The sequence below is a fragment of the Rhizobium sp. T1470 genome, assembly GCF_042140505.1.
Classification (GTDB): Bacteria; Pseudomonadota; Alphaproteobacteria; order Rhizobiales; family Rhizobiaceae; genus Rhizobium; species Rhizobium favelukesii.
The window spans coordinates 218,276-239,373 of record NZ_CP148094.1; the positions used below are offsets into that span (position 1 = coordinate 218,276).

Genomic DNA, 21,098 nt, shown 5'->3' on the forward strand with positions numbered 1-21,098 from the left:
GCGCTGAGCTGATAGAGCGAGGTTAGCGTTCCCAACTGTTGGCCGAAAGCGCAAAACTGTGCTAATTCCGGCAGTCGATTGTACAATTTGTTCAGTCAGATTGTCTAAATTTATCAGCCTGGAGGGGAAACATGGATGTTGCGAAATATTCGCCGGATGATCTCGACCGCCGCATCATCGGCCATCTTCGCGCTGACGGACGGGCATCGTTGACCAAGCTTTCGCTTGCGCTCGGCGTTGCGCGCGGGACCGTGCAGAATCGACTGGACCGCTTGATCGAGACGGGGACGCTGCTCGGATTTACCGTACGGGTGAGAGAAGACTACGATCTGAGCGCGGTGCATGCGGTGATGATGGTCGAGGTCGTCGGCAAGTCGACGACGCAGGTCATTCGCAAGCTGCGCGGCCTGACGGAGATTTCCGCGTTGCACACGACCAACGGCAATTGGGATCTCGTCGCCAATATCCGGGCGGCGAGCCTTGCGGATTTCGACCGCGTTCTGCGCGAGGTGCGCATGATCGATGGCGTTGCCAACAGCGAAACGAGCCTTCTGCTGAGCTTTGACAAGCAGAGAGGGGCGGCGGAAGCACGATCCAAGATATCGGCAACTCGCCGGCCGCGCCGTGCGATGGCGCGTCGTTGTTCGGACGTCGATCAGGCGGTCATGAAATCACGTTTCGCACGAACCTTACCGGCATATCAGCCGGATTGATGTAGGAATGATCCTGAGCCGTGCAGTAAACGCAAAATGTGCCAGCCCTATTCCCGGATCTCTCCGGACAACTTGCGTCGCCTCACGCCCGAGGCCACATAGATCATTCCATGCCATCTCTTGGACAGAGAGGCCCTTATCCCTGATATCGACGCCGGGGCTTTGTTTCCTCTCGAAAGATGTCGACGCCCCACCACGAGCAAGCCGGCGGTGGATGTCAATTGGTCCTCCGGGAATGACTGAAGCTTTGAGAACTTCAGCTTTCCCGGCCGGGGCCGTTCGGAGTACCCTCCTGAAAGCTCACAGCTAGAACGTCGATTATCGCACTGCTTCAATGCATGATTGCCAGTGCTTCCATGAAGAATTCCTCGCCTCCGAAATTGCCGGATTTCAGTGCCAGAAGCATGTCGCCCTGCGTATTGCCCACGGTTCGCAAGACCGGCACGCCCGGGGCAATTTCGGGTCCGATCTGGAAGGCTGGAATGCCAAGCCTGTCCACGGTCGCACCGGAGGTCTCTCCGCCGGCGACCACCAGACGACGTACACCTCGTGCCACCAGTTCGGCGGCAATGGTCGCGGTCGCTTTTTCGATCGCGTGACCTGATGCTTCCCGCCCGTATTGCGATTGCAGACGGGAAACAACTTCAGGGGTGCTGCTTGCGGCAATAATGACCGGAGACGAGCAAATACGCTCGCCGGCCCAGGAAATCGCCTCGGAGATCGCATCCGGACCGGCGAGCAGCCTTTCGGGATCCAGCCTCAGAACGGGCATCGACCGTTCGGCAACATCGAGTTGGCGAAGCGTGGCCTTGGAGCAACTGCCGGAGACGATTGCGCAAAGACCACCGACCGGCTCAATCACGTCAGCGGTGGCTGCGGTCGCGGAAGATACCCGCCCTGAGCGCGTGAGGGCGCGGGCGAGACCAAGGCCTAGGCCCGATGCGCCGGTTGAGACCGGTGCCTGCAGCGCCACCTGCCCGAGCGTTTCAAGATCGCGTTCGAAGATCGCGTCCGCGATCGCAGCAGTCGCGCCCTCTGCACGCAGAGCCTCGAGCCGCGCCTTTACCGCACCAGCTCCAGCCGAAACAGTCGCCAGATCGACAAGACCGACCGTACCACGCGACTGCCGGGCCATAACGCGCACCAGATTGGCGTCATGCATCGGATTGAGGGGGTGATCTTTGAGCGGGCTTTCGTTCAGCGGCTGTCCGCCGACGAAAAGGTGGCCGAGATAGACGGTGCGCCCGGTTTCCGGAAAGGCCGGTGTGACCAACACCACGTCATTGCCCGCCGCCTTGCGCAGCGCGTCAGTGACCGGACCGATATTGCCAGCATCGGTGGAATCGAATGTCGAGCAGATCTTGTAAAGTACATGGGCTGCCCCGCGCTCGCGCAGCCATCTTTCAGCCTCCGTCGCTGCAGCCTCTCCACGGCCGCGACAGAGCGGATCTTTAAGGAGACGACGACCGCGTCCACATCTGGCAGTACCAGAGACGGATCGGGAATGCCGACCGTCTGCACCGTGCTGAGGCCGTTCTTCGTCAGCGTATTGGCGAGATCGGATGCACCGGTGTAGTCATCGGCGATCGACCCAAGCAAGATTGGCATCAGCTACCTCCGTGCAAAAGGTTTGAACCAGTCGAGACCGTCAAGCGTGCGGTCCCGCGGGATGTATTCGCAGCCGACGAAGCCGCGGTAATCGAGGCGGTCGATTTCTCCGAACAGATAGGGGTAATTGAGCTCTTCCCCGTCGGGCTCACTGCGCGACGGTACGCTGGCGACCTGGATATGGCCAGTGATCGGCAGCAGGCGGCGCAGCGCCATGGTCACGTCGCCATGCAAGATCTGGCGGTGATAGACGTCGAACTGAAGTTTCAGGTTTGGCAGGCCGAGGTCGGTGATGAGCCGCTCGGCGGCGCCGAAATGATTGAGGAAGTATCCCGGCATGTTTCGTCCGTTGATAGGCTCGATCAACAGATCTATCCCGTTCTCGGCGAGCCGCGCTGCGGTGTAGGCGACGGAACGCCGATAGCAGGATGCGGCCTCTGCGTCAGAGGGGTCGGCAAGCCCCGCCATCAGATGCAGCCGCTTTACGCCGGTCGCCGCTGCATAGTTCAGTGCTCGTTCCACGTCGGACTTCAATTCGTCGAAGCGCCCGGGAAGAGCCGCGATACCACGCTCGCCCGCTGCCCAATCACCAGGCGGCAGATTGAACAATGCCTGCTGCAGCTTGTTGCGGGTTAGCCGTTCGGCGATTGCCTCCGGCGACGCTTCATAGGGAAAAAGATATTCAACGGCGGCAAATCCGGCATCCGCTGCAGCATCGAAGCGATCGAGGAACGACCACTCGTTGAACATCATCGTCAGGTTGGCGGCGAAAGTGGGCATACCTACAATCCTTTATCGCGACCCTTTGACTGCGCCGGGCAATTTCGCACCCGAGAGCTGGGCATAGAGCCGGGCGAGAGATGAATCGTCATCGCGCCCCATGCCGGCGCCGGAAGCCGCAAGGTACATCTGCAACGCAGCCGCTACGAGCGGTACCGGATAGCGTTCCGAACGGGCCATGTCCTGAACGATGCCGAGATCCTTGACGAAAATCTCGATGGCGCTGAGCGGCGTATAGTCTCCCGCCAGAACATGCGGGATCCGGTTTTCAAACATCCACGAATTACCGGCGGACGCCGTGATCACTTCGTAGACCTTGTCGAGATCGAGCCCTTGCTTGGCAGCGAAGGCAATCGCTTCGCAGGCGGCTGCTATGTGCACGCCGGCAAGGAGCTGGTTGATCATCTTGAAGGCCGCGCCTGTGCCAGCCGCATCGCCAAGTTCGTAGACCTTGGCGGCCATAGCGTCGAGGGCCGGTTGAGCCGCTTCGAAGGCAGGCCTGGAGCCGGACGCCATGATCGTCAGCTGGCCGCTCGATGCTTTCGCCGCGCCGCCGGAAATTGGCGCGTCGAGGTAGTGTAAACCGAGGGACTCGACCTGTTGTGCCAGATTGCGCGCGACTGCTGGGTCCATCGTCGCCGACGAAATGAATACTGACCCGGGTTTCATTACGCCTGCGACACCCCCGGCACCAAACAACAGGGCCTCGGTCTGCGCGCCGTTTACGACGACTGAAACGATGATGTCTGCGCCCCGAACCGCATCGGCGGGCGAGGTCGCGCCGCGGCCGCCGTCCGCCACGAAGCGATCGATGGCGGCAGGTGCGATGTCGTACCCGACGACGTCGAGGCCCGCGCGCTTCAGCGCCCGGGCCATGCCAGCCCCCATCGAGCCGAGGCCGATCGCGGCAGCCACCGTCTGCCCCAGATTTTCAAAGTTCGATGCCATCACGAAATCTCCAGCTTATCGAAAGGTTAGCAGGCTGGCCCCTCCGGCTGTAGACCTCCGGAGGGCGGCAGCTTGAAAGTTTTAGCGATTGACGGTTTTTGCGGGCACGGTCAGCACGGCCAGCGAGCCGACGACAAGAGTTGCGGCCAAGAAATACATGCCCGCGCTGTTGTTGCCGGTGAAGTCTTTCAGATAGCCCACCAGAAACGGTCCGAGAAACCCGGCGAGATTGCCGACCGAATTGATCCAGGCGATGCCAGCTGCAGCACCTGTGCCGGCCAGAAAGGCTGTCGGAAGGGACCAGAAGAGGGGTGCGCAACTGATGGCGCCTGCGGCGGCCAGCGAGAGGCAAGCAATGGCGACTGTCGTGCTTGTTGCCGCTGTTGCCGCGACAAAGCCGCCGGCTGCCATCAGGGCGGGCAGGACAAGATGCCACCGCCGTTCGCGCAACCTGTCGGAGGAGCGCCCAAGCGCCAGCATGACAACGAATGTGCAGATATAGGGGATTGCGGAAATCAAGCCGATATTGAGGTTTCCGGTCACACCGGTTCCTTTCACGATCGTCGGCATCCAGAAAGTCAGACCGTATTGTCCTAGTACGAAGCAGAAATAGATGAGGCACATCAGCCAGACTCGGGGGTCGGTCAGTGTTGCGGCAACGCTATGCGGGCTCGATGCCTTGGCCCGGTTCTCCGCTTCGATATTTGCTGCGAGGATATTTCTTTCGTCTTCGCTTAGCCACCTCGCGTCCCGGATCTTATCGTCCAGGTAGAAGAACGTCACGATGCCGAAAACGATAGCCGGGATGGCTTCGATCACAAACATCCATTGCCAACCGGAAAGGCCATGCGTCCCGTGGAAGCCGTCCATGAGCAGACCAGAAACCGGATTGCCGACGATAGCCGAGATCGGGATGGCGGACATGAAGGTGGTGACGACCTTGGCGCGGCGGTGCGCCGGATACCAGGATGTCAGATAGAGGATGATCCCGGGAAAAAATCCAGCCTCAGCTATGCCCAGCAGGAAGCGCAGGACGTAGAATACCGTTTCCGACGAGGTGAACACGAAGGCGGCGGAGATCACGCCCCAGGTTATCATGATGCGAGCGATCCATACGCGAGCGCCGATCTTGTTCATGATGACGTTGCTGGGCACTTCAAATAGGAAATACCCGACGAAGAAGATACCTGCGCCGATGCCATAGGCCGCTTCCGAGAGACCGAGCTCACTCGACATCTGCAGCTTCGCGAAGCCGACATTGACGCGGTCGAGATAGGCGACCACGTAGCACAGCATCAAAAAAGGAACGATTCTCCAGAATACCTTTCCATAGGCGCGGTCTTCCAACGCCTGAGCGGGGTACACGCCATTGACTGGCGCCTGCGTTTGCAGCGTCATGATTTTCCTCCAAGGGTTACCGCAAATCTCCTTCCGCGGTGCGACGACCAGAAATGGCAGCGCTGCCATTCTGTTTAGTTTATTTTGGCAGCGCTGCCAATCGAAAATCGGCAGCGCTGCCAAAAAAACTTGCTTGTTGGAGTGAGGAGGGTGAGAAATGTTGACATGGACGGTTGTCGCCGCCACTGAGGCAGCCTCCAGAGTGGGATTCAAGCATGACTGTGGAATTCAAGCATCAGCCGACGGTAACACTTGCCGAGGTCGCAGACGCGGCCGGCGTCGGCGAGAGCACGGTGTCGCGCGTGCTGCGCAACTACGGTTCGTTTTCCGAAAAGACGCGGGACCGGGTCATGGCGGCGGTTGATCGACTGGGCTATGTGCCGAACCGGATCGCGGGAACACTGGCCTCCACTGGGTCGCGTCTTGTTGCGTTCGTCATTCCATCGCTTTCCAACATCGTCTTCCCCGATGTACTGCGGGGCGCCAGCGCCATTCTTGAGGAAAGCGGGTATCAGGCCGTTTTCTCCGTCACAGACTATGATTCGCAGAGGGAGGAAGCACTGGCCGCCGCGATGCTCGCCTGGCGACCGGCAGCAGTCATGCTCGCGGGATACGAGCACACTGACGGCACCCTCAAGATATTGCGCGCGAGCGGTTGCCGGATTGTGGAACTGCTTGATCTCGACGGTGCTGCGCTGGATCTGGCGGTCGGTTTTTCCAACCTGGCCGCGGGCCGCGCCAGCGCCGAGTTCCTGTTAAGGCGGGGCTATCGCCGGATCGGCTATGTCGGTCACGACCTGAACCGTGACACCCGCGCCGGCAAACGGTTTTCCGGCTTTTGCGGAACGCTGGGCGCGGGCGATGCGCCCCTCGCCGACCGCGAGATTCTCGCGGGGGCATCATCCGTGGAGAACGGCAGGCTGGGGCTGGAACGGTTGCTCGACCGCACCCCCGATCTTGATGCAGTTTATTTCTCGAACGACGACATGGCGCTTGGCGGTTATTTTCACTGCTTGGCGCGTGGGATTTCCATTCCCTCGCAGCTTGCCATTTTCGGCTACAATGGCCTCGACATCGGTCGGGCAATGCCGCAACCGCTATCGACCATCCGTACGCCGCGCGTCGCGACCGGAAAGGTGGCCGCACAGCTTGTCGTCACAAATGCGCCACCCCAAGTCGTCGATCTCGGTTTCGAACTGATCGAAGGGGCAACCGCCTAATACTGGAGGAACTGTCATGTCCGACGCGCGCCTGCGTGAGGAAATCTGCCGCTATGGCCGCTCGCTGTTCGAGCGCGGACTGACGCCCGGTTCGTCGGGCAACATATCGCTGCGGCTGGAGGACGGCGGTTGGCTGGTCACGCCGACCAATGCCTCGCTCGGCTTCCTCGACCCGGCCCGCATCTCAAGGCTCGATGCAGAAGGCCGGCTCCTGTCCGGCGACAAGCCGACCAAGGAAATTCCGCTTCATACTGCCCTCTACGACACGCGCGGCAGTGCCCGTGCCATTGTCCATCTTCACTCCACCCACGCGGTGGCACTGACCATGCTGCCTGAGATTGATCCGCGCGCCGCCCTGCCCCCGATGACGCCCTATTATCTGATGCGCGCCGGGGAGACCGCGCTGGTGCCCTATTATCGTCCCGGCGATCCGGCGGTGGCCGACGCGATCCGCGGGCTGGCGGGAAAATATTCGTCGGTACTTCTGGCCAATCACGGACCGGTCGTCGCCGGCGACAGCCTGGAGGCGGCGGTTTTTGCAACCGAGGAGTTGGAGGAGACGGCGAAGCTCTATCTGCTGCTGCGCAACCTCAACCCCCGTTGTCTCAGCCCCGCGCAAGTAAATGACCTCATCAAGACCTTCGGCCTCGACCTTCCGTCTCATCACGACCACGACGACCATCACGATTGAGTGCGGGACTGCCCGCGCAACGGACATTCATTCCTTCACCGCACCGGTCATGGATGACACGTAACAATCGACGAAGAAGGAATGGAGGATCACCACCGGCGGCGAGCCAAACAGCGCGCCCGCCATCAGCGCGCCCCATTCGAACATGTCCACCGGACCAGTTCCGTCAGCACCACCACGGGTACGATCCTATCTGCCCAAGACTGGATGAAAGTGAGCGCATAGACGACGGCATTTTCGCGGAGACGCCACCCCAAAGGCCGCGCGTTGGCACCGTGATGACCTCTACGGTCGCTTGCGATTAAGGGGGCCAGGCCAGCGTGGTTCTCTCAACCAGTCTTTTGTAACGTGGGTGATTCCGGATCGGATCAAGGTCCAGGTCCGTGCTCCACCAGAAGCGATGCACGGAGGCTATCGGAATGACCTTCTCAACAGATCAAGCGCAGCCTCATGTTCACCCATGTGCAGATAGGCACATGCAATGTTATACATTCCATTGAGGTCATCTGGATCGATGGCCAAGGTTCGCGCCGCCCATTCCTTCGCGCGGTCCCGCTCACCGAGATACGCCAGCGCCAATGCCCCCAGTTGGGCAGGGCTTGAATTCTCTGATGCAGTGTGAGTTCGCGTTCGGCCCGCTCCAAACCCAACCGACCCGCTCTCTCCATGTCCGCACGCCGTCCAAGCGCGAGATAGACGCAGGTCAACAAGAGACAGCAGCAGAGCCGAACTAAAACAGGCTCACGAGATGGTCGCAGTCGTCAAAAGGTTTATCTCCGGCTTCTGGCGAACTTACACGGGTTCGCGTGTCGCCATACCGGATGGAGTTCGAGTTGGTCGCCCGCAGGCGCTGCGTCGTCCGCAAGACCGGACGCTACGGCGGCCATCATAACCTCCGACAAAACCGCAATCCGATTGAGTTCGCGCTCGCTCATCAAGACCCATCCCATCCTGCGTCTCCAAATCGCCGAAACCAAGGAGCTGACATTTCAAATTGCAGAAACAGGAACACTTCAACTTTGCGGCTGCACACATGCCTGTCAGTTCATCATTTTTATGGAACGGGCAGCCTTGACCGCCTTCACTCGAAGCAAGTTTTTAGCCCTGGAAGGAGGTCTTTTCAGAAATGCTCGAAAGTATTTGTCATATTCACGAAAATGATTAGGGAGTGCGCGTAAAGCATAGCTTGAATTCTCGAGTTTAAACAAAATTCAAATCATTAGAAAATTATACAATATTTTTAATATTCTTATGTTTTATTAAAATTGTGTTATGATCTGTTATTGCCGCCAATCGGGTTGGCTCTCAGTCGATAGATCGGAATTCTCGTGGAAAAATTTCAATGGTTCAAACCAGCTTTAACCGGCGCGGTGTGTGGAGCAATTGCTCTTGCCATCGTCGGCTTCTCCTGGGGCGGTTGGGTAACGGGCAGCAGCGCAAAGAGGTCAGCCGGTGTCGAACGGACATCTGCCATCGCCGCCGCCTTGACGCCCTATTGCCTCGAGCGGGCAAAAACTGACCCAGCCTCCGCCCGGATCATGGCAGAGTTAAATGCCGCTGGAACATACGGCCGCTCAGACATCGTCAAGAAAGCCGGTTGGGCGACACCACTCGGCACCACAGAGCCTAATGCAGATCTCGCCCAGGCGTGTCAGATCGCGCTTGGCACTGCCGGCTGATCCTTCGCGGCGGTGCACTTGCTACCGCGCCGCCTCAAGCTCGAACGCCTTTCCAAGGCATCGGCTGGCATCAATTGCTCCATTGCCTATTCGTTTGCATTGGGTATGCGAACGGCGCATGCTGCGTCATCCAGTAGTCTTGATCGGGGTATTACTGGTGGAGAGTTGCAACCCTCGCCCCGGCCGAAAGGAGGACAATGTGTCTTCCGCCACTCCCGTTAAACATCTGACGTCCGTCGATCTGCAGTTTCTTCAGAAGATACTCACCGACGCGGAATACACCGGCAAAGTCTCAAGCACCACGCCAAGGGACGTAGCCGCGAAACTGTTGGTGAGGTTGTTTCGACAAGGTGTGAAGGACCCTACCGTCCTATCCGCCGAGCTTAGAAAGCACTTCGGCTATTTGCCCGGCAAAGCCCTGTTAAACAAACCGATCAACGAAAACCGCCACGCTATTCAGGGCATTGTAACAACCCGAATCCCGCCGGTTAAAGAAGCAGGTGGCGCCCACACGTCGCAAGCTGTTGCACCTGAGGAGGTGCTCTCTTCGGAAAATGATCAATTGCAGGCCGACCTCACGCGAACGCGGAAATACCTGACAGATGATGCCCTCAATGTCGCCGCACAAGAGGCTCGAATCGCAGGAGCGTCGCTTCGCGGTGAACCGACGTCATTGGCGCAGCAGGAGCTTGCCGGGTATGTTGCTCGGCAACGCTATCACCGCTTCGAATTGAGGTTAGTCGAGGCGCGCATCAAAGCACGTTAAAGTCCGCTCCAGCGTGTCGGCCACCACGGGTTCAGTCCCCTCCCCTCCCTGCACGGCAAACTAGCTGAAACCTCAAGCCGCCACCTTACGCAGGTCTCTCCCGCACTTTGCGGAATGCCGACGCTGGCTGATGGATCGCGGCACGGTTCGAGTAACAGGGAGTGAACATGACCAGGGACAATATCGCCAATCCGGCCTCGTCCGCCAACAGGGCGCATCTCAGCGCCAATGAGAAGCGCCCCGCGGCAAGCCCCTCGGCCCAGGAACTGGTCGCGCAGGCTTCCGCGGCGCGCGCCGCACTGGATACTAAAACACTCAATGCTGCGGGCGGCGATGAACAATCGCCACCGCTAGCGCCTGACGGCATCGAAGTAGAGGAAAATGCCTCGCCGCGCGACGAGCTTCCGACTATGGAAGAGCTCGAGGTGGCGCGGGACAACCTTAGCAAAAAGATCGCCGCCGAAGGAGCCGACGGGAAAGACTGAGATCCGCCGCAATCCGCCTCGGCGAGAGCGCAGGCGGGACCGGAACGGCAGGCTCAGCGCTACAGCCTGGTGACGCCTGGATCCGATCTTGGTGGAAACGATGGTTGCCCAGATCCTCGGTCAGCTCCAACAGCCTTTCGCGCCCCTCCGGCGGGCTCCCGGTGACCCATCAATCAGACGCTCCTGCGCAGAAAATGATCTGCCGGTCGGCGGCCACTTACCGGCACACAACAACCAGGTCCTTCAGAGAATATGTCATGAAAGATCATATCACCTGCGGCGTCAGCTGCACGGAAATCATTGGGGCCTCCAGCCATCCGTGAGGGAAATCCAGCCTGTGTTGCTCACGCAGACGGCCCCCGCGTTCAGGGTTGATCACCCTCGTTGGATCGTTCAGGTAGAGATTTCATCCGTGATGATTTCGAAGCGTTTCAGGATTGCAGGGCCGAACGCCGTCGACAATGCCACGTCCGTTGCATCACGCCCCGTGGCCATCAGGATTCGTCCGATGCGGGGCCTGTTGTGGCGAGCATCGACCGTATACCATCGTCCGCTCAAATAGACTTCGAACCATGCACTGAAATCCATTGGATTAGGATCTTTCGACACACCTATGTCGCCCAGATACCCTGTGCAGTAGCGCGCCGGAATGTTCATGCAGCGGCACAGTGCGATGGCGAGGTGGGCGAAGTCGCGGCAGACACCGGTCCGGTCCGTGAACCCGCCGAAGGCCGTTCTGAGCGGGTCAGCCTTCATATAGTCGAAGGCAATCCGGTTATGCGTGAAATCGAGAATCGCCTGCACGCGCGGCCAGCCGAGCGGCGTGTCGGAAAATGTCTTCCAGGCGAAATCCGCAAGGCGATCGGTATCGCAATAGCGGCTGCCGAGTAGGTAGACGAGCACGTCGTCGGGCAGATGGTTGATATCGTGCTGGATCGCGTCTTCGGGAACAGGATCGGGAAAACCGCTGTCATAGATTTCAAACGACGTGGAGATAGTCGTCATACCAGGAGGCGCAACGATTCTGCTGCATGCATTGCCGAAAACATCGTTATAGCCCCACGCTTCGATGGTACGGTCGAAACTTAAAACCTGTTCAGTCAGAAGATCGACGCGTCGGGAGGGATGGATGTTGAGCACAAGAAGCATCGGCGTTTCGTGTTCGCATTCGTAGCCCAGATGAAAGCCTGCGCGAATCTTCATGTGGCACTGGTCCTTTGGCATGAGCGATCATCAAGATAGTGAACGCACGGATATGGGGAGCCGTTCCGCTCACCGGTGTTTGCACGTTCATGCTGTCGAAATCGACTTGCCGCCAACGGGTCCTGCTTTAAGTTAACGGCTTCGGTGACATCTTAGGTGAAGGGAAAGCTGAGGGCATGCGTGTCTATCTCAACGAGGGGAATCTGCGCTGATAATCAAGGCGGATCCCCAATTTCGACGTATGCATCCGGGGGAGGCCGCCTTGCTGAGAAGTGAGCGGAATTGGATGATCTGTCTATATGGACGTCAATATAGACGGTGTAATAGCGATGGACGTAACGATAGAGGGCCGGCCGCAAGTCAGCCGGATGGAGATTGTCGACAGTGGGCGGCGTCGCCGTTTCAGTAACGAGGCCAAACTTGCGATCGTTGCGGAGAGTTATTCCGCTCCCCAGCAGGTCACGGCAACGGCACGGCGACATGGCATCACGCGCTTTCAGTTGAACGATTGGCGTAAGGCAGCACGTGAGGGACGGCTTGGCAGTGGCCGTGGCATTGAGGGGTTTATTCCTGCCCTGTTGGTTCCGGAGCCAGGCATCCCGGTCGCTGCGACCAAGCCTTCGATGGCACAAAGTGGCCTTATGGCACAAAGTGGCCTTATGGAGGTGCTGAGCGCGAACGGCCGCCGTGTGATCGTGGACCGCGATGTCGACGTTGAGGCTCTGCTGCGGATTGTCCGAGGACTGGAGACATTGCGATGAACCCGTTTCCGATGGGAACAGGGGTCAAAGTCTGGCTTTCGACGGGGTATACGGACATGCGCTGTGGCTTTCCCTCTCTGGCGCTTCGGGTGCAGGAGGTCTTGAAGCATGACCCGCTCGGCGGTCATTTGTTTTGCTTCAGGGGCCGGCGCGGTGACCTGATAAAATTGGTTTGGCATGACGGCCAGGGCAGTTGCTTGTTCACAAAAAGATTGGAACGCGGGAAGTTCATATGGCCTTCTGCCGAAGGTGGTGCGGTTGCAATATCACCTGCACAGCTCAGCTATCTCCTGTCTGGCATAGACTGGCGCCATCCGCAGGAAACATGGCGTCCAACGAGGGTTGGATAGCATTATTCCATTGAAAATACAGTGAGAATCTGATCGAATGACTTCATGACTGTGAAGCCTGACGATCTTCCTGCGGACCTTGCCGGCGCCTATATGGCGCTGCTGGCCGAGCGCGAGGTATTGCAGGCTGAACGTGATGTGGCGGTTGCCGAAGCTGCTAATGCGCAAGCCCTGCTGTCCGACCGCGACGCCCTGATCGCCAGTCTTGAATTGAGGATCGACAAGCTCAAGCGCGAACTGCGCGGTCAGAGCAGCGAGCGCACGGCGCGCCTGATCGACCAGTTGGAATTGCAGCTTGAGGAACTGGTCACGGCAGCTACGGAAGATGAGATTGCAGCGCAGGCTGCCGCCGCCCGGACCTCGTCCGTGCGTCCGTTTGTGCGCAAACGGCCGGTGCGAAAGCCCTGGCCGGAGGATATCGAGCGCGAGCGCGTGGTGATCGATCCTCCGATCAATTGTGTATGCTGCGGTGGCTCGCGCCTGTCTAAACTGGGTGAGGACGTCACCGAAACGCTGGAAGAGATCCCGCGCCGGTTCAAAGTGATCGAAACAGTGCGGGAAAAGTTCTCTTGCCGTGATTGTGAGGCGATCAGCCAGCCGCCAGCGCCTTTCCATGCCACGCCGCGCGGCTTTATCGGCCCTCATCTCCTGACGACGATCCTGTTTGACAAGTTCGGCATGCACAGCCCGCTCAACCGCCAGAGCACCCGGTTCAAATGCGAAGGGATCGATCTTTCGACTTCGACGCTAGCCGATCAGGTTGGTTTTGGAACATCCGCTCTCATGCCGGTTGTTGATCTGATCGAGAAGCATGTCTTTGCGGCTGAGCGGCTTTTTGGCGACGACACCACCATTCCCATCCGGGCCAAAAGCAAATGCACGACCGGGCGCATATGGACCTACGTGTGTGATGATAGGCCCTATGGCGGCGGGGCCGCGCCGGCGGCGATCTACTATGCTTCAAGCGACCGTCGGGGCGAGCATCCGCAAAAACATCTGGCCGGATATGGCGGCATTCTACAGACGGATTGTTACAACGGGTTCGAACCGATATCGGTTGCCGAAAAGAAAGAAGTGCCGATCACGTTTGCTTTTTGCCATGCCCATGCGCGGCGGAAATTCTTTGAGCTGGCCGATATCGAGAAAAGCGCCCGCGATAGCAAACGCAACGGCAGGCCGATCTCCCCGATCGCGCTGGAGGCGGTCAAACGATTTGACGCCCTGTTTGAAATCGAACGACAGATCAACGGCTTGAGTGCAGCAGAACGACTGGCCGTGCGGCAGGAAAAGAGCAAGCCTCTGTTCGACGACATGCACGAGTGGCTGAAACGCGAACGTGCCGCGCTCAGCAGATCCTCCGACCTCATCAAAGCCATGGACTACATGCTGAAACGTTGGGATGGTTTTGCCCGCTTCCTCGAAGACGGAAGAGTTTGTCTCACGAATAATGCCGCCGAGCGCGCGCTGAGAGGTATTGCATTGGGAAGGCGGAATTGGACCTTCGCCGGTTCCCCGCGCGGGGCCGATCGTGCCGCCGTCATGCTGACGCTCATTACGACCTGCCGCCTCAACGACATCGACCCGAAAGCCTGGCTCGCCGACGTCCTGGCCCGCATCGCTGATCTTCCCGCCTCTCGCCTGCACGAACTGCTTCCATGGAACTGGAAAAGTGCGTCGGCGACAGCTCATATGCTGGCGGCCTGAAGATGGCTGCCTCCGTCGTCCGCCTGAAGGTCACCCTCGATCAAGTCGATCCAATGGTGATGCGGCGTGTTGTCGTGCCATTCCGTATCAGGCTCAGTCGGCTGCACGAGGTGTTGCAGGCGGCGATGGGCTGGACCAACAGCCATCTTTATGAATTCCGCATGCGTGACGTCGGTTTTGGATTGCCTGACGAGGAATGGGGGGATGGTCCCATCGACGCTCGCAAAGTCTCGCTGCTGTCGGCAGTCCAGGACACCGGCGCGAAATCGTTCAAATACCTTTACGACTTTGGCGACGGCTGGACGCACAGCATCAAGATCGAGCGCACCTTCCCGGCAATCGGCACGGAAGGCCCGATGCTCCTCGAAGCGGCAGGACACTGCCCACCCGAGGACGTCGGTGGCCCATGGGGGTATCAGGAGTTCCGCGAGGCGCTTGTCGATCCGGCACACGAGCGACATGCCGAACTCGTCGAATGGTGGGGCGGCAGCGATTACGATCCTGGCAATGCCAACCTCAGCCAACTCAACAAAGCCGTCGACGATCTGGCTGCCAAATGGGCCCGAAGAGCGCGCCGAAAAATCTGAAGGCATGCAAAAGGACCCAACTTGAACCGTATCACTCGATCATAACCCGGCTGAAGTTCACGCGCGAGCCTTCATCCCGCGTGATTGCTCGGATGCATACATTTCGACACGCGGCTCGGACGACTTAGTGGCGGTGTCGATCGACACGACGCAGGTTTCAAAAACGCGTGAATCCAGCCGACGCGACCCGGTTGCGGAATGAGATCCAGACTGCAAGTCAAAGTGTCTGTTCGAACTGTCGCAAAGGGCACGTCAGCCGACGCTAACCGAAAGCCACCTGCCTCTTTGCATTCTTCCCTGAGGTTTCACAGCGCACGGCCGCCACGGCTTCTGGTCATTCGCCCCGGCGCCTCAGCGGATAGCCGGGATCGTCATAAAGCATGCGGATCTGCCTATCGTCGAAACGCGCCTCGTCCACTTCCAGCACAGACCCGCGCAGTTGTCGTATTGGCATTTGCTCGATGGCGAAGCGTAGGGCTTCTGCTGCGGTTTCAAACCGCCTGTAACGGGGAGCACTGACGCCACGGAGCTTCTTGCCAGCGTAAAGTCCGGCTCCAGTCGTATAGTCGAATTCAACCATGTTCATGATCCAATGCGCTCGCAATACAACCGAATGCGCGCATATGAGGAGGATGAGGATAGCACAGGCAAAGAAGTGTGTCCCTATTGTCTTGACGGGGCCAATGGCTTCGTGCGCCAAAGCACAGATTTGTGCAGTTTCATCCAGCTGAGAACGCCTCAGTTCCGCGCACTTCCTGTCGCTGGTGCTTTTTGCTGATCGGCGCAAGCCTCACGCCGAACCTCGCCCATTCGGGCAATGCCGGCTCGCCCAACGCTATTGCCAGGGCCAATTCGATCCGATCAAGTTGTGATCGGGGGCTCTCGTCGGACCCGACTTCAACGCAAACCTCGACAGCGTCAGCAGCCGGCCATTCCGATGGTCCGAGTGCTCTGTTTTTCGTGTTCGAAGCTAATCCGAGGTCGCGAGCGTCATAGATGCCATGAAGATTCACAAGATCATCGTGGCCTTCAATCAGATGAACGGAAATTCCGACGAGCAGGCCAGCTGTTGGTCGTCACCTGTAACTCTTGCCGGGTGACCGCTACCTGGCCAAGGACGTCTGGAGCTTCCCGGAAAGACCACGCTGGATCGGGCCCCTTCTCGCTTTAAGTGCGAGCGGTGCAACAAGAAGAACTATATGGCGCTCAAGCGGCATTTCCCTCACGGGAGCGAATACGGCCAAACCGAAATCCGGCGTTTGAAAGCCGCCAAGACAATGCGCGTCCCCGTCTGGCGGGGCGATAAGCTTTTGACGCGATGGATGGCGAGTTGATGCAAGGGCTTGGCTCGCGCTCGCTTTATGTCCTATGTCGTTCGGCCTTAATCCTCGACACCGATCCCTGTGTCGTCCGCTCGTGCGACACTAAAATAGTTTCGGCGTCGGCCGACGTTTCGTTCACTTGCACACAATAGGCATTTCAGGAGGCGGTCACGGGTCCGAGTGTGGTGTCCCAATCGCTCGCACTATGCCTGCCAGAGCTACCATGCCTGGATCATCAAGCTTCGTGCTCTGCTCGGTCCAGATGCGGGCGCGGCCGACCCTGCAGGGCTTTCCTTTGAACTCTCGGATTGCGTGTTTGGCCGCTTCATCTGCAGCCAGCGCAAGCTCGTCCTGCGTGGTCCGCCCTTCGATAGCCATCGCTACCGCATGCAAACCGTCGATGATTGTTTTGTCACCCAGCTGCGAACGACCAAGTGACAGCATCTCGTCCCTGGCTGTTTTCAGCAATGCCGACAGTTCGACGAGCGGGAGTTCCGAACGACTTCCGCAAGATCTGCTCATCGAAAACAGCGCCGCACTGATAAGGGTTCCAAGACTTGAACCGGTGCTCTCCGCCGCAGCCATGGCCATAGCTGCGAATGTGTCTCCAAGGTTCTCCTTATCCAAGTCAGCGGCTTCGATGGTCGATAGTAAGCGTGCGAGCATCGTGCCGGTGTCACCATCACCCAGACGACTGTCGGCTGCGTTGAGCTCGGCTTCCATCGCTCGTGCCGCGATCGCACTACGGTTTGCGGCGGTGATCACGTCTTGGTAGGTTAGAGATCTCATTGAATGCTCCAGAATGGTGAACAGGCGGGCGCCGAAAACAGAGGTTCGATCTCATCATCGATGAAGCAGACGCTAATCGACATGCCGGCCATCTCCATCGATGTGGCGAAAGACCCGACGAACGACCGCGCAATCGAGATGTCGTTTGCTGTTAGCACCTCGTGAGCACGTCGATAGGCGATAAAGAGCTCGTCTACCGGCGTGGCACCGAGATTGTTGACCATCAAGACGACTTTGTTGCCATCGCTTTCAGGCAAGCGGTCTTCCAGGAGCCTCTCAACCATCTCCGCGACCAACGCATCAACTGGCGCCATTGGTCTTCGCCAAATTCCTGGTTCACCGTGAATGCCGATCCCCAATTCGACGTCACCGTCGCTGATATCGACAAGCGGTTCATCTGCGGAGGGCAGCCTGCATCCGGCCCAGGCAATGCCTATCGAATGTGTCCGCTCGACGGTCTTTTGTGCGATCCGTGTGACCTCCTCCAGCGGGGCTCCGCGTTCCGCAGCGGCGCCTGCGGACTTAAAGACGAGGGTAAGTCCGGCCACGCCACGGCGCTTGTGACGCTCATGCGGTCCCGCGCTCGCGATATCGTCAATCCCAAGGACAGTGCGCACCTGCTCCACCCGGGTCATCTTCGATGCCATGTCGAAATTCATCCGATCGCCACCATAATTGCCGTAGAGAAGCAGAACGCCGGCCCCTGCATCCGCCATATCGATAGCGTCGAGGCAGGATTGCAACGTCGGCCCCTCAAAGACGTTACCAACCGCACAGGCATCCAGCAGCCCCGGACCGACGTAGCCGCAGAACAAAGGTAGATGGCCAGAGCCGCCGCCCGTTACGATTCCGACCTTACCGTTCCTGGCGCCGCCACGGCGGACGATCGTGCGGCCGGCCTTGCCCGCCCGAACGAGGTCGGGATAGGCAAATGTCAAACCCGAAAGGCTGTCATCGACGTAGGTCGAAGGGCTATTCATCAACTTCTTCAATAGAGTCTCCCTTAGGTGCTCAGGTGGGCTGCGCCAACAGTGCGTTTGACGCAGCGATGGGTCTTGATGACTTCACACCGCGTGCAAGCCGTCGTTCGACGAACCTGACGGCAAGCGAGGCCGGCCATGCCATTGCGAAATACAGACCCGCCGTCAGCGCAAACACGTGGAGCGGCAAAAAACTCTCCGACATGATCGCTCGCGAGGTCAGTGTCAGCTCGGGCACCGCAATCAGCGCGCAGATCGAACTGTCTTTCAGCAGCGAGACAAGGTTGATCAGCAAGGGTGCGAGCATATGCCGGATCGCTTGGGGCAGCAGGATAAGACGGAACGTCTGGGCGGGCGTCAGCCCGGCGGCGAGCGCCGCCTCACGCTGCCCTGGCGGGATCGCGTTCAAACCCGCTCTGAACACCTCGGACAGATATGCGCCGTAGACGAGCGCCAGTCCGAGAGATCCTGCAGCAAAGGCCGACAGGACGATGCCTGTACCCGGCAAGCCGAAGTAGATCAGATAAAGAATGACAAGGATAGGAACGCCGCGTGCCGCGATGACATAGGTTCCAGCAGCGGCCCGAACGACAACAGAATGGCGCGACCGGAGATATTGCAGCACCAGCCCGAGTGCGAAGGCGAGACCGAATCCAGCACATGTCAGCGCAAGACTCACCCCCAAAGCGTCGACTAGTCTCGGGCCCCAATCTACGAGATTGGCGATGATTGTCCGAAGGAAACCCATATCAATACTCCAGCCGACGCTCGACCAGGATGAAGGCCTGGCCAACAACGAAAGTTAGTGCGAGATAGAGAACTGCTGCGGCGCCATAGACCCAGGCGGTCGCGAAAGTCTCGTTTACGATCTGGCGCGCATTGAACATCACTTCGGGCGCGGCGATCGCGGCAACAAGAGACGTGTCCTTCACGAGACCGACGGCGTAATTGCCAAGCGGCGGCAGTGCGAGGCGCAGGCCCTGGGGCAGAATGACGAGGCGGAAGGCGGCCAGGGGCCTCAGGCCGATTGCTGCGGCAGCCTCGTTCTGTCCTTTCGGAACCGATCGGAAGCCAGCCCTAAATATGTCAATGACGACAGCGCCGCCGATCAGCCCGAGGCCTATGACAGCGGCGGTCATCGATGACAGGCGCACGCCGACCGCCGCCAGCCCAAAATAGAGGAGGAACAGGAATGTCAGGCTAGGCACGTTTCTCAGTGACTCGACATAGGATCGAATGAGGAAGCTGATTGCACGATTGACAGTAAGGTGCTCGATCGTGGCAAGCGTCAAACCGATCACGAGCGCCACGGCAAGCGCACCAACGCTGACTTCGACAGTGACGATTGCTCCGGTGAGCAGCGCGTCGATTATTCTGTTCAGCAACACCTCGTTCATGAGCACGCTCCCCGCGAGGACAGACTGGACAGAAATTGCCTGAGCCTGGGCTCCTGAGGCCGATCGAGAATCTGGCGGGCCGGACCCTCTTCAACGATGCGACCAGCGTCCATAAACAGGATCCGGTCGGCGACCTCGCGTGCAAAGGCGATCTCATGGGTGACGAGCACCATCGATCGCCCTTCGCTGGCGAGTTCCTTGATGACGTTCAACACCTCCCAGACAAGTTCGGGGTCAAGTGCTGACGTAGGCTCGTCGAAAAGCAGAAGCTTTGGACGTTGCGCGAGTGCGCGGGCAATCGCGACTCGTTGTTGTTGCCCGCCAGAGAGCCGCGAGGGCATTTCGCCGGCCTTGTGGCCGAGATGAACCTTGGCGAGCAGTTCCTCGGCGAGCTCTGTTGCCGCGGCAGCCGGAAGGCCGCGCACCTTCCTGGGTTGAAGAGCAACGTTCGCCCTGACATTCAGATGCGGCCAGAGGTGGAAGTGTTGAAACACCATGCCTATGTCAGCGCGCTGCGGTGCCAGTTCCGCATCGGTCATCCGCCGGCCATTGGGTTGTTGACCGATCAGTCGACCGTCGATCCTGATCTCGCCACTGGTCGGAGGATCGAGAAAGTTGATCGCCCTGAGGCAAGTTGATTTCCCAGATCCGCTGGGACCGATCAGGGCTATGCGCTCTCCGCGCCGAAGGGAAAACGAAACATTTTTGAGTACAGCCAGCTGGCCATAGGATTTGTTGAGCTTGTCGACAGTCAAAAGTATGTCGCCAGGCATGGGTGCCTCCACGTGAAAGAAAGATGCGACCGGCGCGCCGGTCGCAGGGGACCGATTATTGGCTGCAGACGGGCGGTTTCCAGTCGACTGGTCGATCGACACCAGCGCGGAAGTTTTGCGCCGAAGGTGTATAATTCGCCGCGCTGACGTTGCCGTATCTGCTGCCGATCGCCTTGACCTCGCAGGCGGTCCAGAGCTTGCGGATCTCTGCACTGATTGCGTCGGCAAGTGTCTTGTTTTCCTTGGAGAGGCCGAAAACGTACTGGCGGCCGACGCCGGTCAGCAGGGGGAAATCCGACTTGTTGTCGGTGAAAGGCAGATTGGCGAGGCCCCAGGCGGGGTTCTTCGAAATCGCATAGTCGATGACGGGTGGATCGCCGACAAGGGCCTGAATGCGCCCTGCAACAAGATCGCGCAATGCTGCATCCGAGCTGTCATAGAGCGACAGTTCAACACCCGAGATGCGCCGCAACTCCGGCAGAAACGAAAAGCCGGTCATTGAACCGACCGTCTTGCCTTCGAGGTTTGTGAGCGTATGCCAGCCGTTCTCCGTCTTCGACGTGATGCCGTTCTGGAAGTAGCCGGTGGGGTCGGTGAGCGAGAGCGTGTTCGCCCGCTGCTCGGTCCAGGCGACGTTGCCGCCAATGATATCGACGCGGCCAGTTTGGACAGCTGCAATTGCCCCCGACCATTCCATCGGGACGGGCTTGACGGTAAGGCCAAGGCGATCGGCGGCGATTATCCGACGAGCTTGCCATCCCGGGCGACAAGTCCCGGCATGTCACCGGTTATCGCGACCGACAGGATCCCTGGTTCGACAAGATTGTAGGCAGCATTATCCGCCGCACTCGCCGGTGGGGCGCTGAGCGCCACCAGGAGTGCCAAGGCGCCAGCCGTCATTCCGGTCATCGTTAAAGGCTGCATGATCGTTGTTCCCTTTCCTT

The 21,098-nt window shown here is 59.1% G+C and carries 21 protein-coding genes and 3 pseudogenes; 10 read left to right on the forward strand and 14 right to left on the reverse strand.

Annotation, left to right across the window (positions count from 1 at the left end; genetic code table 11):
- Positions 1-131: 131 nt before the first annotated feature.
- Positions 132-560 (forward strand): annotated as a pseudogene (locus WGT02_RS35325) (Lrp/AsnC family transcriptional regulator); the annotation flags it as partial.
- Positions 561-1,044: 484 nt separating this feature from the next.
- On the opposite strand, the pseudogene otnK reads toward WGT02_RS35325, so the two are convergent.
- From otnK to WGT02_RS35345, 4 genes and pseudogenes are all read right to left on the reverse strand, one after another.
- Positions 1,045-2,321, reverse strand: a pseudogene (gene otnK / locus WGT02_RS35330) (3-oxo-tetronate kinase).
- Positions 2,322-2,324: 3 nt separating this feature from the next.
- Complete coding sequence (otnI, locus tag WGT02_RS35335) at positions 2,325-3,101, reverse strand: 2-oxo-tetronate isomerase (protein WP_024315588.1); 777 nt, start codon at positions 3,099-3,101, stop codon at positions 2,325-2,327.
- 12 nt (positions 3,102-3,113) lie between these two features.
- The gene (gene ltnD, locus WGT02_RS35340; RefSeq protein ID WP_208245350.1) at positions 3,114-4,049 is read right to left on the reverse strand and encodes an L-threonate dehydrogenase; all 936 of its coding nucleotides are present in this window, start codon (positions 4,047-4,049) and stop codon (positions 3,114-3,116) included.
- An 81-nt stretch (positions 4,050-4,130) separates the two neighbouring features.
- Positions 4,131-5,447, reverse strand: coding sequence for an MFS transporter (locus WGT02_RS35345; protein WP_024315586.1), 1,317 nt, complete (start codon positions 5,445-5,447; stop codon positions 4,131-4,133).
- Positions 5,448-5,668: 221 nt separating this feature from the next.
- Here WGT02_RS35345 and WGT02_RS35350 point away from each other — a divergent pair, with 221 nt between their 5' ends.
- Together WGT02_RS35350 and WGT02_RS35355 are read left to right on the forward strand one after the other, a co-directional pair.
- Positions 5,669-6,667, forward strand: a complete 999-nt coding sequence (locus WGT02_RS35350; RefSeq protein ID WP_024315585.1) for a LacI family DNA-binding transcriptional regulator — start codon at positions 5,669-5,671, stop codon at positions 6,665-6,667.
- A gap of 16 nt (positions 6,668-6,683) precedes the next feature.
- Positions 6,684-7,358, forward strand: a complete 675-nt coding sequence (locus WGT02_RS35355) for an aldolase (protein ID WP_024315584.1) — start codon at positions 6,684-6,686, stop codon at positions 7,356-7,358.
- A gap of 27 nt (positions 7,359-7,385) precedes the next feature.
- Here WGT02_RS35355 and WGT02_RS35360 read toward each other — a convergent pair.
- A pseudogene (locus WGT02_RS35360) lies at positions 7,386-7,588 on the reverse strand (carbohydrate ABC transporter permease); the annotation flags it as partial.
- Between the two features lie 1,098 nt (positions 7,589-8,686).
- On the opposite strand from WGT02_RS35360, the gene WGT02_RS35365 reads away from it, so the two are divergent.
- The 3 genes from WGT02_RS35365 (at position 8,687) to WGT02_RS35375 (ending at position 10,288) form a co-directional block, all read left to right on the forward strand.
- Positions 8,687-9,037 (forward strand): hypothetical protein, encoded by a 351-nt coding sequence (locus tag WGT02_RS35365; protein WP_024315582.1) that lies wholly within the window; start codon positions 8,687-8,689, stop codon positions 9,035-9,037.
- A gap of 199 nt (positions 9,038-9,236) precedes the next feature.
- Positions 9,237-9,803 carry a hypothetical protein gene (locus WGT02_RS35370; protein ID WP_024315581.1) on the forward strand — a complete coding sequence of 189 codons (567 nt, stop codon included), beginning with the start codon at positions 9,237-9,239 and terminating at the stop codon, positions 9,801-9,803.
- Between the two features lie 167 nt (positions 9,804-9,970).
- Positions 9,971-10,288, forward strand: a complete 318-nt coding sequence (locus tag WGT02_RS35375) for a hypothetical protein (RefSeq protein ID WP_024315580.1) — start codon at positions 9,971-9,973, stop codon at positions 10,286-10,288.
- 393 nt (positions 10,289-10,681) lie between these two features.
- On the opposite strand, the gene WGT02_RS35380 is transcribed toward WGT02_RS35375, so the two are convergent.
- Positions 10,682-11,491 (reverse strand): transglutaminase family protein, encoded by an 810-nt coding sequence (locus WGT02_RS35380; protein ID WP_208245349.1) that lies wholly within the window; start codon positions 11,489-11,491, stop codon positions 10,682-10,684.
- A 299-nt stretch (positions 11,492-11,790) separates the two neighbouring features.
- Between WGT02_RS35380 and WGT02_RS35385 the strand changes: the two genes are divergently transcribed.
- Genes WGT02_RS35385 through WGT02_RS35400 form a run of 4 tightly spaced genes read left to right on the forward strand, consistent with a single transcriptional unit; the run spans position 11,791 to position 14,893 of the window.
- Complete coding sequence (locus WGT02_RS35385) at positions 11,791-12,252, forward strand: transposase (protein ID WP_375678551.1); 462 nt, start codon at positions 11,791-11,793, stop codon at positions 12,250-12,252.
- A complete protein-coding gene (gene tnpB / locus WGT02_RS35390; RefSeq protein WP_208245196.1) occupies positions 12,249-12,602 on the forward strand; it encodes an IS66 family insertion sequence element accessory protein TnpB in 354 nt (117 codons plus the stop codon). Before WGT02_RS35385 ends, tnpB begins: the two co-directional genes overlap by 4 nt.
- 45 nt (positions 12,603-12,647) lie before the next feature.
- Positions 12,648-14,306: an IS66 family transposase gene (locus tag WGT02_RS35395; RefSeq protein WP_208245348.1), complete on the forward strand. Its 1,659-nt coding sequence runs from the start codon at positions 12,648-12,650 to the stop codon at positions 14,304-14,306.
- Positions 14,307-14,308: 2 nt separating this feature from the next.
- Positions 14,309-14,893: a plasmid pRiA4b ORF-3 family protein gene (locus tag WGT02_RS35400; protein ID WP_208245634.1), complete on the forward strand. Its 585-nt coding sequence runs from the start codon at positions 14,309-14,311 to the stop codon at positions 14,891-14,893.
- A 334-nt stretch (positions 14,894-15,227) separates the two neighbouring features.
- Here WGT02_RS35400 and WGT02_RS35405 read toward each other — a convergent pair whose 3' ends face one another.
- From WGT02_RS35405 to WGT02_RS35440, 8 genes are all read right to left on the reverse strand, one after another.
- Positions 15,228-15,473, reverse strand: a complete 246-nt coding sequence (locus WGT02_RS35405) for a hypothetical protein (protein WP_024315579.1) — start codon at positions 15,471-15,473, stop codon at positions 15,228-15,230.
- Between the two features lie 910 nt (positions 15,474-16,383).
- The gene (locus WGT02_RS35410) at positions 16,384-16,938 is read right to left on the reverse strand and encodes a DAK2 domain-containing protein (RefSeq protein ID WP_208245347.1); all 555 of its coding nucleotides are present in this window, start codon (positions 16,936-16,938) and stop codon (positions 16,384-16,386) included.
- Positions 16,939-17,000: 62 nt separating this feature from the next.
- Complete coding sequence (locus WGT02_RS35415) at positions 17,001-17,996, reverse strand: dihydroxyacetone kinase subunit DhaK (protein WP_208245345.1); 996 nt, start codon at positions 17,994-17,996, stop codon at positions 17,001-17,003.
- A 19-nt stretch (positions 17,997-18,015) separates the two neighbouring features.
- Positions 18,016-18,732, reverse strand: a complete 717-nt coding sequence (locus WGT02_RS35420; RefSeq protein ID WP_024315577.1) for an amino acid ABC transporter permease — start codon at positions 18,730-18,732, stop codon at positions 18,016-18,018.
- Position 18,733: 1 nt separating this feature from the next.
- Complete coding sequence (locus WGT02_RS35425; protein WP_024315576.1) at positions 18,734-19,381, reverse strand: amino acid ABC transporter permease; 648 nt, start codon at positions 19,379-19,381, stop codon at positions 18,734-18,736.
- Complete coding sequence (locus tag WGT02_RS35430) at positions 19,378-20,154, reverse strand: amino acid ABC transporter ATP-binding protein (RefSeq protein ID WP_208245342.1); 777 nt, start codon at positions 20,152-20,154, stop codon at positions 19,378-19,380. The genes WGT02_RS35425 and WGT02_RS35430 overlap by 4 nt, the downstream gene beginning before the upstream one ends.
- Positions 20,155-20,209: 55 nt before the next feature.
- Positions 20,210-20,851 (reverse strand): ABC transporter substrate-binding protein, encoded by a 642-nt coding sequence (locus WGT02_RS35435; protein WP_263623174.1) that lies wholly within the window; start codon positions 20,849-20,851, stop codon positions 20,210-20,212.
- 41 nt (positions 20,852-20,892) lie between these two features.
- Entirely contained in the window at positions 20,893-21,078 is a 186-nt protein-coding gene (locus tag WGT02_RS35440; RefSeq protein WP_225040480.1) for a hypothetical protein, read from the reverse strand.
- Positions 21,079-21,098: the final 20 nt, after the last annotated feature.